Source organism: uncultured Streptococcus sp., from assembly GCF_963516575.1.
Lineage (GTDB): Bacteria > Bacillota > Bacilli > Lactobacillales > Streptococcaceae > Streptococcus.
Genome location: NZ_CAUQCP010000030.1, coordinates 1 through 14,157, shown reverse-complemented (window position 1 = coordinate 14,157; position 14,157 = coordinate 1). Strand labels below are relative to the sequence as shown.

The 14,157-nt window shown below is 39.3% G+C and carries 18 protein-coding genes and 2 pseudogenes; 7 read left to right on the top strand and 13 right to left on the bottom strand.

The window, feature by feature from the left end:
* Positions 1 to 147: 147 nt before the first annotated feature.
* Positions 148 to 1,494 carry a glutathione-disulfide reductase gene (gene gor / locus RWM06_RS06395; protein WP_313970522.1) on the top strand — a complete coding sequence of 449 codons (1,347 nt, stop codon included), beginning with the start codon at positions 148 to 150 and terminating at the stop codon, positions 1,492 to 1,494.
* A gap of 190 nt (positions 1,495 to 1,684) precedes the next feature.
* The gene (locus tag RWM06_RS06390) at positions 1,685 to 2,221 is read left to right on the top strand and encodes a biotin transporter BioY (protein ID WP_313970521.1); all 537 of its coding nucleotides are present in this window, start codon (positions 1,685 to 1,687) and stop codon (positions 2,219 to 2,221) included.
* 53 nt (positions 2,222 to 2,274) lie between these two features.
* Here the strand turns inward: RWM06_RS06390 and RWM06_RS06385 are convergent, their stop codons facing one another.
* Complete coding sequence (locus RWM06_RS06385) at positions 2,275 to 2,490, bottom strand: YdbC family protein (protein ID WP_000807422.1); 216 nt, start codon at positions 2,488 to 2,490, stop codon at positions 2,275 to 2,277.
* A gap of 98 nt (positions 2,491 to 2,588) precedes the next feature.
* On the opposite strand from RWM06_RS06385, the gene RWM06_RS06380 reads away from it, so the two are divergent.
* Positions 2,589 to 2,900 carry a hypothetical protein gene (locus RWM06_RS06380; protein ID WP_313970520.1) on the top strand — a complete coding sequence of 104 codons (312 nt, stop codon included), beginning with the start codon at positions 2,589 to 2,591 and terminating at the stop codon, positions 2,898 to 2,900.
* Between the two features lie 38 nt (positions 2,901 to 2,938).
* Here the strand turns inward: RWM06_RS06380 and RWM06_RS06375 are convergent, their stop codons facing one another.
* The 9 genes and pseudogenes from RWM06_RS06375 to rpsP form a co-directional block, all read right to left on the bottom strand.
* Entirely contained in the window at positions 2,939 to 3,277 is a 339-nt protein-coding gene (locus RWM06_RS06375; protein WP_001196038.1) for an ATP cone domain-containing protein, read from the bottom strand.
* Between the two features lie 11 nt (positions 3,278 to 3,288).
* Positions 3,289 to 4,008 (bottom strand): tRNA (guanosine(37)-N1)-methyltransferase TrmD, encoded by a 720-nt coding sequence (gene trmD / locus RWM06_RS06370; protein WP_313970519.1) that lies wholly within the window; start codon positions 4,006 to 4,008, stop codon positions 3,289 to 3,291.
* On the bottom strand, positions 3,998 to 4,516 hold the full coding sequence (rimM, locus tag RWM06_RS06365) for a ribosome maturation factor RimM (RefSeq protein WP_313970518.1): 519 nt from the start codon (positions 4,514 to 4,516) through the stop codon (positions 3,998 to 4,000). Before rimM ends, trmD begins: the two co-directional genes overlap by 11 nt.
* A 30-nt stretch (positions 4,517 to 4,546) precedes the next feature.
* A complete protein-coding gene (locus tag RWM06_RS06360; protein ID WP_313970517.1) occupies positions 4,547 to 5,335 on the bottom strand; it encodes an alpha/beta hydrolase in 789 nt (262 codons plus the stop codon).
* 97 nt (positions 5,336 to 5,432) lie between these two features.
* Positions 5,433 to 6,290 carry an alpha/beta hydrolase gene (locus tag RWM06_RS06355; RefSeq protein WP_313970516.1) on the bottom strand — a complete coding sequence of 286 codons (858 nt, stop codon included), beginning with the start codon at positions 6,288 to 6,290 and terminating at the stop codon, positions 5,433 to 5,435.
* Between the two features lie 148 nt (positions 6,291 to 6,438).
* Positions 6,439 to 7,341, bottom strand: coding sequence for a DMT family transporter (locus tag RWM06_RS06350; protein WP_313970515.1), 903 nt, complete (start codon positions 7,339 to 7,341; stop codon positions 6,439 to 6,441).
* Between the two features lie 364 nt (positions 7,342 to 7,705).
* A pseudogene (locus RWM06_RS06345) lies at positions 7,706 to 7,972 on the bottom strand (MazG nucleotide pyrophosphohydrolase domain-containing protein); the annotation flags it as partial.
* A gap of 186 nt (positions 7,973 to 8,158) precedes the next feature.
* Positions 8,159 to 8,398: an RNA-binding protein KphA gene (gene kphA, locus RWM06_RS06340; RefSeq protein WP_000379617.1), complete on the bottom strand. Its 240-nt coding sequence runs from the start codon at positions 8,396 to 8,398 to the stop codon at positions 8,159 to 8,161.
* A gap of 19 nt (positions 8,399 to 8,417) precedes the next feature.
* Positions 8,418 to 8,690: a 30S ribosomal protein S16 gene (gene rpsP / locus RWM06_RS06335; RefSeq protein WP_000268760.1), complete on the bottom strand. Its 273-nt coding sequence runs from the start codon at positions 8,688 to 8,690 to the stop codon at positions 8,418 to 8,420.
* Positions 8,691 to 8,867: 177 nt separating this feature from the next.
* On the opposite strand from rpsP, the gene RWM06_RS06330 reads away from it, so the two are divergent.
* The 4 genes from RWM06_RS06330 (at position 8,868) to RWM06_RS06315 (ending at position 11,409) form a co-directional block, all read left to right on the top strand.
* Positions 8,868 to 9,014, top strand: coding sequence for a hypothetical protein (locus tag RWM06_RS06330; RefSeq protein WP_262079098.1), 147 nt, complete (start codon positions 8,868 to 8,870; stop codon positions 9,012 to 9,014).
* A 459-nt stretch (positions 9,015 to 9,473) separates the two neighbouring features.
* Positions 9,474 to 10,052: a DUF3796 domain-containing protein gene (locus RWM06_RS06325; protein ID WP_313970514.1), complete on the top strand. Its 579-nt coding sequence runs from the start codon at positions 9,474 to 9,476 to the stop codon at positions 10,050 to 10,052.
* A 2-nt stretch (positions 10,053 to 10,054) separates the two neighbouring features.
* A complete protein-coding gene (locus RWM06_RS06320; protein WP_001041099.1) occupies positions 10,055 to 10,279 on the top strand; it encodes a helix-turn-helix transcriptional regulator in 225 nt (74 codons plus the stop codon).
* Between the two features lie 305 nt (positions 10,280 to 10,584).
* Complete coding sequence (locus RWM06_RS06315; RefSeq protein ID WP_313970513.1) at positions 10,585 to 11,409, top strand: peptidylprolyl isomerase; 825 nt, start codon at positions 10,585 to 10,587, stop codon at positions 11,407 to 11,409.
* 140 nt (positions 11,410 to 11,549) lie between these two features.
* Here the strand turns inward: RWM06_RS06315 and RWM06_RS06310 are convergent, their stop codons facing one another.
* The 3 genes and pseudogenes from RWM06_RS06310 to RWM06_RS06300 all read right to left on the bottom strand — a co-directional run.
* The gene (locus tag RWM06_RS06310) at positions 11,550 to 13,091 is read right to left on the bottom strand and encodes an ABC-F family ATP-binding cassette domain-containing protein (RefSeq protein WP_000025377.1); all 1,542 of its coding nucleotides are present in this window, start codon (positions 13,089 to 13,091) and stop codon (positions 11,550 to 11,552) included.
* A 9-nt stretch (positions 13,092 to 13,100) separates the two neighbouring features.
* Positions 13,101 to 13,574: a VanZ family protein gene (locus RWM06_RS06305; protein ID WP_313970512.1), complete on the bottom strand. Its 474-nt coding sequence runs from the start codon at positions 13,572 to 13,574 to the stop codon at positions 13,101 to 13,103.
* Positions 13,574 to 14,157, bottom strand: a pseudogene (locus RWM06_RS06300) (23S rRNA (adenine(2503)-C(2))-methyltransferase RlmN); the annotation flags it as partial. The gene RWM06_RS06305 and the pseudogene RWM06_RS06300, both read right to left, overlap by 1 nt.

Genomic DNA, 14,157 nt, shown 5'->3' with positions numbered 1-14,157 from the left:
ATAATACACTTTATTTTTCCTTTTTGCAAGCCTTTTCTTTCATTTTTTTGAACGTAGCAGATTTTTGCAATCAAATCAAAAAAAAGATAGAATATGACTATCAAAAAATGACACTCTACTATTTAAAAGAGTACAAAGGAGTTTTCAATGAGAGAATATGATATCATTGCTATTGGTGGAGGTAGCGGAGGAATTGCTACCATGAACCGTGCTGGTGAACACGGAGCCAAAGCGGCCGTTATTGAGGAAAAGAAATTAGGTGGAACCTGCGTCAACGTCGGATGTGTTCCTAAAAAAATCATGTGGTACGGAGCGCAAATCGCTGAGACTTTCCATCAATTTGGAGAAGACTACGGCTTTAATACTACTGATCTTAACTTTGACTTTGCAACCCTACGTCGCAATCGTGAAGCCTACATTGATCGCGCTCGTTCTTCTTATGATGGCAGTTTTAAACGCAACGGCGTAGACCTGATTGAAGGCCATGCTGAATTTGTAGATTCTCATACTGTTAGCGTAAATGGTGAGCTGATTCGTGCTAAACATATCGTGATTGCTACTGGTGCCCATCCAAGTATTCCAAATATTCCTGGTGCTGAACTAGGTGGTTCTTCTGATGATGTATTTGCCTGGGAAGAACTTCCAGAGTCAGTTGCAATTCTAGGTGCTGGTTATATCGCCGTTGAATTGGCTGGCGTACTCCACACCTTTGGTGTCAAGACAGACCTCTTTGTTCGCCGCGATCGCCCTTTACGTGGTTTTGATTCTTACATCGTTGAAGGTTTGGTTAAGGAAATGGAAAGAACAAACTTGCCACTTCATACTCACAAAGTCCCTGTCAAGTTAGAAAAAACAGCTGAAGGCATTACCATTCATTTCGAGGATGGTACTAATCACACAGCTAGCCAAGTTATCTGGGCTACTGGTCGCCGTCCAAACGTTAAGGGCTTGCAACTTGAAAAAGCTGGAGTAACTCTGAACGAACGTGGCTTTATCCAAGTGGATGAATACCAAAATACTGTTGTTGAAGGAATCTACGCTCTAGGTGATGTAACAGGCGAAAAAGAACTAACTCCAGTTGCTATCAAGGCTGGACGTACTTTGTCTGAACGTCTCTTTAACGGCAAAACAACTGCTAAAATGGATTACTCAACTATTCCAACTGTTGTCTTTTCACACCCTGCTATCGGAACGGTTGGATTGACAGAAGAGCAAGCTATTAAAGAATACGGTCAAGACCAAATCAAGGTTTACAAATCAAGCTTTACTTCTATGTACTCTGCTTGCACTTACAACCGTCAAGAAACACGTTTCAAATTGATCACAGCTGGTTCGGAAGAAAAAGTTGTCGGACTTCATGGAATTGGATACGGTGTTGATGAAATGATTCAAGGATTTGCTGTTGCTATCAAAATGGGAGCAACCAAGGCAGACTTTGATGCAACTGTGGCGATTCACCCAACTGCATCCGAAGAATTTGTAACCATGCGTTAATCGAAACAAAAGAAGCTGATACAAATGTGTCGGCTTCTTTTTTGATGATTTACGAATCGATGCAAACAACTTACCCAGTCAGCAAAATCGGCCGTTACAGTTTTTTGTTACCTTTGTTACAGAAATAGGTTGACAATGACATTAAATTAAGTATAATAGTTACTATACATAAGAAAAGAGGTTAACTATTTTGAAAAAAGCTCACGTTTATGCTATCCCTGCTATTGGAGCTACTCTCATTGCTGTTTTAGCACAAATCAGTCTTCCAATTGGACCTGTTCCCTTCACTCTGCAGAACTTTGCAATTGGCTTGATTGCTACTGTCTTTAGGCCGAGAGAGGCTGTACTTTCTGTTGGACTCTATCTTCTTCTAGGTGCCATCGGTCTTCCTGTCTTTGCAGGAGGTGGAGCTGGATTTCATGCTTTGATTGGTCCTACTGCAGGCTATCTTTGGTTTTATCTTGTTTATTCTGGACTTACTTCTTCTCTAACTAACAGCGATAGTGGTTTTGTCAAAATTTTTCTAGCAAATCTCTTGGGGGATACACTTGTCTTTGTTGGTGGGATTATTGGATTGCATTTCCTAGCTGGAATGCCATTTGAAAAAGCTCTTCTTGTGGGGGTATTTCCCTTTATCATCCCAGATCTTGGTAAAATTATTGCCATTAGTATTATTAGCCGTCCACTACTTCAACGCCTTAAAAATCAGGCTTACTTTGCTAACTAAAAAAGGATATAGAGTTGTCATGACTCAGTATCCTTTTCTTTCATTTTGAAAACTTAGTTGCCTTTAAAGGCATCCACCATCGTTTGAAATTCTTCATTTGAGAGAGTAATTCCTTTGCCCATTTTAGTATGATCTGGGCTCCAAGCACGAATATCAAACTTTGCAGGAGCACCATTAAAGCTCACACGGTTGATTTCCTTAGTCCAACCTTTTTCGTTTTCAGAAAGAGTCAACAAGTGCTCTTCGATTTCAAATGTAAATTCTGCCATTTTCTTCTCCTTTTTTAGCTTTCATTAGTTTATTCGTAAAATCTTGTAGATTTTAGGAAAATTTTATATAATATTGATATAAAAGAAGGGAGGCCAATATGAAACATAAATTCCAGCAAGTTCTAGATAAAATACATGACTTTTTAAATGGACATGACCAACCTGACCATACTGAAAGCAACTCCCTTACAGCCACTATTGAAGAGGCTATCCAGAAACAAACCGCTGTTCACCTTATCTTGTCTGAGACAAGCTTTACAGGTGACATCATCAAATACGATCAGCAACGCCAGCAAATTATCGTGAAAAATTTTGCCAAAAATGTGACCCGTATTATCCGCATAAGCGATATTCAACGCCTACGATTTGTCCCTTCAACCGTCCAAACAGCTCAAAAAAATAGATTTTAGAAAGAGTGAGATGTAGTTGCTTCATCCCACTCTTTTTCTTAGCGAATTTGTTCAAAATGTAAATGAACAGCGATATGGTCTCCATAACCACTTCTTTCCAAGTCACGTTGTAAACGATAGGAAATGTAGTGTTCTGCAATGGTAATGTAACCTGCACCCAGTAAACGATGCTCAACCAAAGACTGAATCATGCTGATGGTAGCACGTTCCACCTTGGCTTCTTCCAAATCCAAAACCACTTTCTTAGTGACTTGTGCAAGGTTTTGACGTAAATCATCTGTCAATACATAGACAGTCTGGGCTGCCTTTAAGATAGCTTGGTAAATCTTGTCTGGATTAAATTCAGCAATTTCTCCATCACGTTTGATTACTTGCATAGGTTTCTCCTTTATTCTTTGTTTTCTTTGATTTCTGCCAGTATTTTTTCTTCTTCTGCTGTCAGTTGATAATGTTCAAGCAAATCCGGTCTGCGCTCGTAGGTTTTCTTTAAACTCTCATACAGTCGCCACTGACGAATCTTTTCATGGTGCCCGCTCATCAGTACATCTGGTACGACCATGCCTCGATAATCATAGGGACGTGTGTATTGAGGATATTCGAGAAGGCCTGAAGAAAAACTATCATCTTGGTGGCTAGACTCCTTGCCAATCACTTCTGGAATCAGGCGTACCGTAGCATCAATCATGGTCATAGCCGCCAACTCTCCACCAGTCAAGACATAGTCACCCAGGGAAATCTCATCTGTCACCAAGGTCTTAATGCGCTCGTCATACCCCTCGTAGTGACCACAGATAAAGATCAGTTCCTCTTCTTTGGCCAAATCCTCAGCATAAGCCTGATCAAACTGCTTTCCAGCTGGATCGAGGAGAATAACGCGCGGATTTTTCTTTTCAATAGCATCAAAGGCATCGAAAATGGGTTGGGCTCGGAGCAACATCCCCTGACCGCCTCCGTAGGGCTCATCGTCAACATGGCGGGCCTTTTCAGCATTTTCTCGGAAATTATGATACTGGATGTCCAAGAGCCCTTTTTCTCGAGCCTTTCCAACAATTGAGTGCTCCAGTGGAGAAAACATCTCTGGAAAAAGGGTTAAAATATCAATCTTCATCGTCTAACCCTTCTAATATTTCCACATCGACCCGTTTATTTGGAATATCAACATTGAGAACCACTGGTGGGATATAAGGCAAGAGCAAGTCACGTTTACCTTTTCGTTTGACCACCCAGACATCGTTGGCACCTGGTTGCAGGATTTCCTTGATGGTTCCAACCAAGTTATCACCCTCATAGACTTCCAAACCGATAATCTCGTGATAATAAAATTCACCATCGTCTAGGTCATTCAAATCTTCCTCAGCGACCTTGAGACTGTATCCCTTATACTTTTCGATAGCATTGATATGGTACATGTCTTTGAATTTAATAATGTCAAAGTTCTTCTGTTTACGGTGGCTAGCAATGGTCACTGTTTGAACAAACTGATCTTTTTCATCAAACAAAGCCAGCTCAGCCCCTTTTTTAAACCGTTCTTCTGCAAAATCCGTCACAGACAAGACTCGCATCTCACCCTGCAACCCCTGCGTATTGACGATTTTCCCAACATTAAAGTAGTTCATCTTGTCTCCTATAGTCTCCTTCTTTCCATCCTATTCTGACAATTCTCGAATAATAGTCGCAATTTTTTCGGATTCAGACCACTGTAAATAATGGTGATTCCCCCCTAAAATGAGTTTAGTATTGGAAGTCCAATATTCTGATTCTCTGTACTCTTTTTCTCTATAAGCCTGACAAAAAATAAATACAGGGATATGAGATTCTATAGATACATTCTCAAAATCTTCCTCAGTAATCTCTCCAGATATCTGAAATCCTGTATCTTGATTTTCCAACTCTGAACCTTTTTCTTGCATTATTTCCCAGATTTCTTTATTAATTTCAGGGCTAAATGTTGCTTGAGTTAAGTTCTTAAAATAAAGTTCAGGACCATACTCGTCAATCAGCCTCATCTGCTCTTCCATTTCTGGATAAGGATTTTCTGAAAAATCAGCAAACATGACGTTTTTAGTTGTCGGTTCAATTGCTACTAAAGCCTGACACTTAATTGGTTTCTTGAGTAATTTGCAAGCTAAAATTCCACTCAAACTATGTACACAAAGTATATATTCAGAAATCGCTAATTCTTCAAGTACTTCATATACCGCATCTGCAAGATTATCTAGATTTTTTCCAGCTTGGTCATGAATCGGACTCCTACCTGTGTTCGGAAAATCAATTGTCAAATAACCAATTGTAGGAGGAAGTTTTTCAAGTATAAGTGAAAAATTTTCATAACTTGGTAGCAAACCTGCGCCACTTAAACAAACTAGCACTTTCTTTTGCTTTTGATAAGTAACAGAGAGACTACCAATTTCTGTAGATACTTCAAACCTCTTCATAAAGAAATCCACTCGTTCTATATAATGAATTATTAAAAATCCTTATCCTTTATTTTATCACGTTCCAAGGATTTTCACAAGTTGGATAAATCTCATCTTACAGAGCTACTACCTCTTCAAAGAATTCACCAACTATCTGATTAAACTCTTTAGGATGGTCATTCATCGGTTGGTGTTTGCTATCTGAAATCGTTACTTGACGCGCATTGGGATTTAAGGCCATGATCCCATCGTAAATCATTTTTAGGTGTTTGGGAAAATCGTTTTCGCCTCTTACTAATAGCATAGGAGGATTGCCATGATAACCTTCTATCTCATGGACAGCCAAAAAACCTGTGATTCCAAGGTTCAAAAAAACATCTCTCCCAGTTTCTATAATTGCCGTCTTGACTAATTCTCTTGTGATAGGATTATCTGTACACATTTTTGAGTTCTTATCTGCAATCACCTTCCAAGGAATCGTTTTGTACATAAGGGAACTATATTTTATGCGATTTCTCTCTTTATCTGATAGGTAACGATGCTGTCCCCAACTATCTACCATGACCAAGGCTAGAACTCGATTTGGATGACGATAGGTGTATTCTTGAAGTGGATTCCCTCCCCAAGAATGGCCAACCAATACCACCTTATCCAACTGGAAATAGGACAAAATAGCATCTACATCTTGAACAGCGCCTTCCAGGTCGGGTAGGCCAACTTTCATAGGTGATTCACCCTGTCCTCTAACATTGACAAAATAGAGGTCAAATCCTTCAAAAGCATCATACTGGTGGGCCCACATCTGACTACGGCCACAAGCTCCATGATAAAAAATAATGTGTCCTTTACTTGAGCTTCCAGGGCGATGATAAACAGCCAAGTCACAATCTAAGACTGGTATAATGTGACGTACCAAAGTCTCAGGTTTTCTGTTATAAAAAGCAATAGCTTCAGCTATATCATTTTGCTTCATTATTGCACTTTCTCCTCTTTATCCTAATATCATTCTTTTATCTATTTTATCATGCTATATTAAAATCATCGTTTTCCAAACTTGATTTCATTAAAATTTTTGAATTTTCTGTATCATTTGGATAAAGAAAAAGACTGCTACGCAATCTTTACTTTTTTCTCCTCAGATTCATGCCTAAAATTCCAGCAATAATCAAAGTTGCTCCGATCACATGGTAGCTATAAATTGGTTCGTGGAGGATAAGAGCTCCGGCTAGAATAGTCAAAACTGTTCCAAGATTTCCAAAGACACTGACGGTTGATGCTCCAAGTCGAACAATAGCATATATAGAGAGACTACCAGTAACGATAGAGGCTAGAATTCCCAAATAGAGAATCGAAAGCAAATAAGACACCTGTCCAAGTGGCGCAAAGTAAGCTAATATGTTCCCCTCTAGATAGTGAGAGGTCAGACTCAGTGTATTAAAGGTGACGAAGCCAACAAATATCACAACAGCTGTCATATCCATGGCCCGATAGCGACCTCCTGTGGACTTGCTGAGGATATTGTTTATTGCATTGGCGAGAACAGATCCCAACATCAAGAGAAAGCCAAAACTAGCAGTCTCAGTACCAAAGTTAGCTCCTTTACTAAGGAAAATGAAAACTACTCCTGTTACGGATAAAAATAAAAAGAATTTTTGAAGCAAGCTTGTCTTTTCCTTGAGAAAGGCCGATGCTAAAAGGAGAGTAAAAATCGGGACAAGAGCCTGTAAAATTCCAGCTTCAGAAGACGATATATACTGTAAAGCAAAGGATTGAAAAATAAAAAAGAAAAGCGGATAGAAAAGACTCATAGGAAGAATAGAAAGAATATCTTTTCTACTTAAACTCAGTTTGATAAGTTTGGTTTGATGAAGAACGACCATTACTAAAGCTGCGATTGTATAGCGATGCGCTAAGTTTGTGAGAGGACTGGCATAGCCTAAAGCAATCTTAGTAAATAAAAAAGAAAATCCAATGATGGCTGAAAAGAATAAGGCTGCTAGGTAAGCTTTTGTTTTCTCGTTCATAGATTGTTACTCCCTTTAAAAGTAGCTATTCTCAAGATAGATCAACTAGAATTCTTTGAGACTGTCTTTCCATTGTAGCATAGTAGAATGCTAGATGCTATTTCTAGGATTAGTATTTTATGCCTTCTATCACTCTTTATCTAGTTCATTGACTAAAAAGGATTCAGCAAGTCTGATCTGCTTTTCTCGTTCTTGTCTCACAAGTTCTAACTTATCTGCCTCTTAGAGATTCCTTACTTTGATAATATAAACTGCCAGTTTTATTGTTTTCTATTTACTAGCTAGGCCAATATAGGTGAAATCTTCTTTATTAGTAAAAAATTGATTTCTTATCGTCTTAGAGGTCCCCCTTCAAAAATCCTTCCTAATCTCGTTCATGCTGATATTTGATAGCCGCCTTTTTGTCTTTTTCAAAAATGGTCTTGGTTAGATCTATGTCGTTAATGGCCGCAATTGCGACGGTGTAATGAATGATATCAGCCAGTTCTTTGGCTAGTTCCTCATTTGAGTCCTTGACACCCTATTTTCTACCCGAACGACCATTCAAAACCTTAGCTACTTCTCCGACTTCCTCCACTAACTTCATAAAGAGACCTTCCTAAGTTCGAGACTACTGGTAATGTTCGAGTAATACTCTTCGAAAATCAAATTCAAACTACGTCAGCTTCACCTTGCCGTACTCCAGTACAGCCTGCGGCTAGCTTCCTAGTTTGCTCTTTGATTTTCATTGAGTATAACTAGTCTTGTAATTGTCTAAACGTTAAATCCTTCATATCCTGCTCCTTGCAAAAAAAGCGAGACATTCGTCCCGCCCTTCTTATTTTTCGTCAATAACGATTCTTACTTTTTTGTCTTCAGTTGGGACAGAGTAGACAATCGTTCTTATCGCAGAAATAGTGCGACCCTTACGACCGATTACACGACCCACATCACTTTGATCAAGATCCAAATGATATTCCAAAAATTCTGGTGTATCTTCAATCTTGATAGTTAAGGCATCTGGTTGTGAAATCAAGGGTTTCACAATTGCAATAATGAGATTTTCAATCGTATCCATCTGTCAACCTACTTTAAACTTATTTTGAGAATTTAGAATCGTGGAATTTTTTCAATACACCTTCTTTTGAAAGGATGTTGCGAACTGTATCTGAAGGTTGAGCTCCATCAGCCAACCATGCAAGAACGCGGTCTTCTTTCAAAGTCACTTGGTTTTCAGCAACAAGTGGGTTGTAAGTTCCAACTGTTTCGATGAAACGTCCGTCACGTGGTGAACGTGAATCTGCTACGTTGATACGGTAGAAAGGTTTTTTCTTAGAACCCATACGAGTCAAACGGATTTTAACTGCCATTTTTAAAGTCTCTTTTCTTATTTTTTATTTCGGTGAAATAGCTGAGCTATTTAGCACATGTTCTATTATAGCAGATTTCTGGCAGGTGTCAAGAAAAAAACTTGACAGACTATAAAATTTTTAAACCATTTAAAAATTTGTTAGAAGTAGGAAATAAATGTTTGAAAGAAGCTATCCGTGAATACTATTTTATACTCAATGAAAATCAAAGAGCAAACTAGGAAGCTAGCCGCAGGTTGCTCAAAGCACTGCTTTGAGGTTGTAGATAAGACTGACGAAGTCAGTTACATATATCTACGGCAAGGCAAAGCTGACGTAGTTTGAAGAGATTTTCGAAGAGTATTAGAAACATTTTATAAAGACCATCAACTCAAACCCTTCATCTCTCCTGAACGAGATTTGAATACTTGGCTCCTAAATCCTAAACCCATTCCCAAACGAAATATCAAGGATTTTAAGAACGATATCTACTAATTAATTTATAAAATATGAATTAATAGATTCTAAATAGGGGAATAATTTAGTTCTGTAAAAATTAACTTCTACACCTACAAAGCTTATTCTGAAAGACTTTATAACAGTCTAAAAAAAGTAGAGATTCATACAGTATCTAGATTTTCCAAAAATTCTTTAGTTGTTTGACTAGCGAGGGCTTTTATTAAAAAATTTTTTCAAATAATTGCCACCTTGGCACATAAATTCTGGCTTTCCAAATTTAAATGTGATATATTTATAACATAAAATTTGAGTGTTATATATTTATAACACAAAAAGGAGTCTATCATGAAAAAAAGTCAAAAAATGCGTGGCCTCATTGCAATGATTGCCGTAGCTCTCTTTATTGATTTTATTGTTTTATTTGGTTCTAATCTTAGTTGGGGACCCAAGTTAGTTATTACTGGTATTTCAGTGTCAGGTCAAATTGTAGCTATTTGGAGCTGGCTACATAAGAGTCAGAAAGGTAAGGGAAAGATTATTTTTGACTTGTCTGCTAAGCTTTACGCGATACTTGTGTTTGCAGCAAGCATTTTTTATACAGTAGGAATTTGGGTTGCGAACCCAAGCGAAAGTTCTGGTATTAAAGAATGGATTTTAGGAATTGGCCTCGTTATTGAAGTGATTGTATTTGTTTTTTTCTGTTTGAAAAATGTCAAGGAAACTCCGGATGAACGCTTTTATGCTAATTTAGCCAAGGCAGCTAGCTTGATGTTTGTTTTTATACTAGGCGCACTGATGATTCTAGCAGTTATCATTGGGTATATGGGGTCTCTCACTCTTTACATGGGCCAGATCTTTATTAGCATAGCTGCCTTGATTTGCATCTTTGCGGTTGTCTATTTTATCTTGGAACGTAGAGGATAAGCATGGCCAAAGAAAGCAAGATTATTACTAATCTCAAATCTGTTCGTGAGTCCACAGGAATGACCCAGCAGGAGTTAGCCGACCGCATCGGCATGCGACGCGAGACAATTCTGCACTTGGAAAATAACCGTTACAACCCTTCGCTGGAAATGGCTCTTAAAATTGCTCAAGTTTTTAATCTGAAAGTAGAAGACCTCTTTGAACTCAGACAGAAAGAGGAAGCATAATTCTTTTCGAGACCTAGTATTAAGTTCATTGATTAATTAGGAAGTGAAGCCAAAAGAAAAAATCCTTTGAAAAAGTGCTCTTTTAAAATATAGTAATTCTTTCGAATTAACCTTTACTAATTGTGATGCTTTAAGAGCTTTCTTAAGATCTGGTTTCCTAAATACTTTGAGTACACTTATGGCATTGATGCCCCTAAGCAAGCTACTTTCTGGTTGGCTTCCTCTTAAACTGTCTTGTCACTAATATTTGAAATCCCCTTCCTTTTAGGGTACAATGGTAGAAATGAATTTTTGAAAGGATCAGAATGAAAAAACTAGCAACCCTTCTTTTACTATCCACTGTAGCTCTAGCTGGATGTAGCAGTATCCAACGTAGTCTGCGTGGTGATGACTATGTAGATTCTAGCTTGGCTGCTGAGGAAAGCTCCAAAGCAGCAGCCCAATCTGCTAAGGAGTTAAACGATGCTTTGACAAACGAAAACGCCAATTTCCCACAACTATCTAAAGAAGTTGCTGAAGACGAGGCTGAAGTGATTCTCCACACAAGTCAAGGAGATATCCGTATCAAACTCTTCCCTAAACTCGCTCCTCTAGCGGTTGAAAACTTCCTCACTCATGCCAAAGAAGGCTACTATAACGGCATTACCTTCCACCGTGTCATCGATGGCTTTATGGTCCAAACTGGAGATCCAAAAGGGGACGGTACAGGTGGTCAGTCCATCTGGCATGACAAGGATAAGACTAAAGACAAGGGAACTGGTTTCAAAAACGAGATTACTCCTTATCTCTATAATATCCGTGGTGCTCTTTCTATGGCTAATACTGGTCAACCAAACACCAATGGCAGCCAGTTCTTCATCAACCAAAACTCTACAGATACCTCTGCTAAACTCCCTACAAACAAGTATCCAAAGAAAATCATCGAAGCCTATAAAGAAGGGGGAAACCCTAGTCTAGATGGCAAACACCCAGTCTTTGGTCAAGTGATTGATGGTATGGACGTTGTAGATAAAATTGCTAAAGCCGAAAAAGATGAAAAAGACAAGCCAACTACTGCTATTACTATCGACAGCATCGAAGTGGTGAAAGACTACGATTTTAAACTCAATGAAAATCAAAGAGCAAACTAGGAAACTAGCCGCAGGCTGTACTTGAGTACGGCAAGGCGACGTTGACGCGGTTTGAATTTGATTTTCGAAGAGTATTAAATCTTAAAAACCTAAAAAATACAGTACCCACATTCGGTACTGTATTTCTTTTATATTCATTTTTAAGTTAGCTTGTTAAAATCCCAGATTTGGTCCATCCAACCTTCATAAAAGTCTGGTTCGTGGCAGACCATAAGAATAGACCCCTTGTATTCTTTAAGAGCGCGTTTGAGTTCATCCTTGGCATCCACATCCAGGTGGTTAGTCGGCTCGTCCAACACTAACACGTTGTTTTCACGATTCATCAAGAGACAGAAACGAACCTTGGCTTGTTCCCCACCTGACAAGACCTGAATTTGGCTTTCAATATGCTTAGTTGTCAGACCACAGCGGGCAAGGGCTGCACGAACTTCCGCTTGGTTGAGAGCTGGAAAGGCATTCCAAACAGCCTCTAGTGGTGTTTGGCGATTTCCCCCTTCTACTTCTTGCTCAAAATAACCAAGTTCTAGGTAATCACCGCGTTCAACTTCCCCAGCAATTGGCGGAATAATGCCCAAGAGAGACTTCAAGAGAGTTGTTTTCCCGATACCATTGGCACCAATAATGGCAACCTTTTGATTGCGTTCGAAGGTAAGATTTAACGGCTTGGTAAGTGGACGGTCATAACCAATCTGCAAGTCCTTGGCTTGGAAGATAAAGCGCCCTGGTGTACGAGCTGGTTTGAAATCAAAGGATGGTTTTGGTTTCTCACTTTGCAGCTCGATAATATCCATCTTATCCAATTTCTTCTGGCGGGACATGGCCATGTTTCGTGTTGCAACACGCGCTTTGTTTCGTGCGACGAAGTCCTTAAGGTCTGCAATTTCTTTTTGTTGACGTTCGTAGGCAGCCTCTAGCTGAGATTTCTTCATAGCATAGACTTCTTGGAACTGGTAGTAATCACCAGAGTAACGCGTCAGCTGTTGATTTTCCACATGATAGACAATATTGATAACGTCATTTAGGAATGGAATATCGTGTGAAATAAGGACAAAGGCATTCTCATAGTTTTGGAGATAGCGCTTAAGCCAATCAATATGCTCGGCATCCAAGTAATTGGTAGGCTCGTCCAAAAGCAAGATATCAGGCTTTTCAAGGAGGAGTTTAGCCAAAAGCACCTTGGTTCTTTGTCCACCTGACAAAGAGGTTACATCTGTATCCATGCCAAAGTCCATGACACCAAGGGCACGCGCTACTTCATCAATCTTAGCATCCAAGGTATAGAAATCACGACTCTCTAAACGGTCTTGAAGTTCTCCAACTTCTTCCATGAGAGCATCAACATCAGCTCCATCTTCAGCCATTTCCATATAGAGGTCATTGATACGGGCTTCTGCTTTAAAAAGCTCATCAAAAGCCGTACGGAGAACATCACGCACCGACTGCCCTTCAGCAAGGACAGAGTGCTGGTCTAAGTATCCAGCAGTCACATATTTGGACCACTCAACCTTCCCTTCATCTGGCAACATTTTACCAGTCACGATGCTCATAAAGGTTGATTTCCCTTCACCATTAGCACCGACCAGACCGATATGTTCTCCCTTGAGGAGACGGAAGGACACATCTTCAAAAATTGCACGGTCACCAAAACCATGACTCAGATTTTTAACTTCTAAAATACTCATTCTAATTCCTTATTCGTTTTTATATAATTGTTTATAGAGGAGCCAAGCCAGATAGCCACCCAAGGTATTGGTCCACAAATCATCAATCTCAAAGACGCGATTAAAATCAAAGAAAAAGTCCAAGACTAACTGCGTACACTCAATTCCAAGACTCACTAGAAAGCTAAAAAGAAGAACCTTTTTTGTCTTCCGCAGGTTTGGAAGGAGATAAAGGAGTTGAAAAATCAGAGGAAAAAGCAAGAAGACATTGAGAATATTTTGTAGAAAAATCCAACATAATTGTCCTATGTCACTCACTTCACCCAATTTCCAGAGAGAATTGAAAGGAGTCAAAAGAAAAACCAGGCGTCCAAGATGCTGAATACCCGGAGTTTCTACCCCCACGGGAGATTGTTCTTGGGGAATAAAGCAAAAATAGACAATGCAAATGCTGTATAAAATAACTCCCCAGACCAAAACATGATTATAAGTTTTCTTCATCATTAAGGATTGACTGCTGCGACTGCTTTCTGGCGGTCACGTTTCATTGTATTAGAACGCAATTGTCCACAAGCTGCATCAATATCAGTACCATGCTCTTGACGAACAACACAGTTGACCCCTTTTTTCTTAAGCGTATCATAGAAGGCCAGGACGCGCTCTTTAGGACTACGGCTATATTGGTCATGCTCACTAACTGGGTTATAAGGAATCAAGTTTACATAAGACAATTTCTTGATATTCTTGAGCAATTCAGCCAACTCAAGAGCCTGTTCCACACCATCATTTACTTCATTGAGCATGATATACTCAAAGGTTACACGGCGATTAGTTGTTTCAATATAGTACTCGATAGCGGCGAAGAGTTTTTCAATCGGAAAGGCACGGTTAATCTTCATGATGCTTGAGCGCAATTCATTGTTAGGTGCGTGAAGAGAAACGGCAAGATTGACCTGAACACCTTCATTAGCAAAATCACGAATTTTATGTGCCAAACCTGAGGTTGAAACCGTAATGTGACGAGCTCCGATTGCCATTCCCTTGTCATCATTGATGGTACGAACGAAATTCAAGACATTGTTGTAGT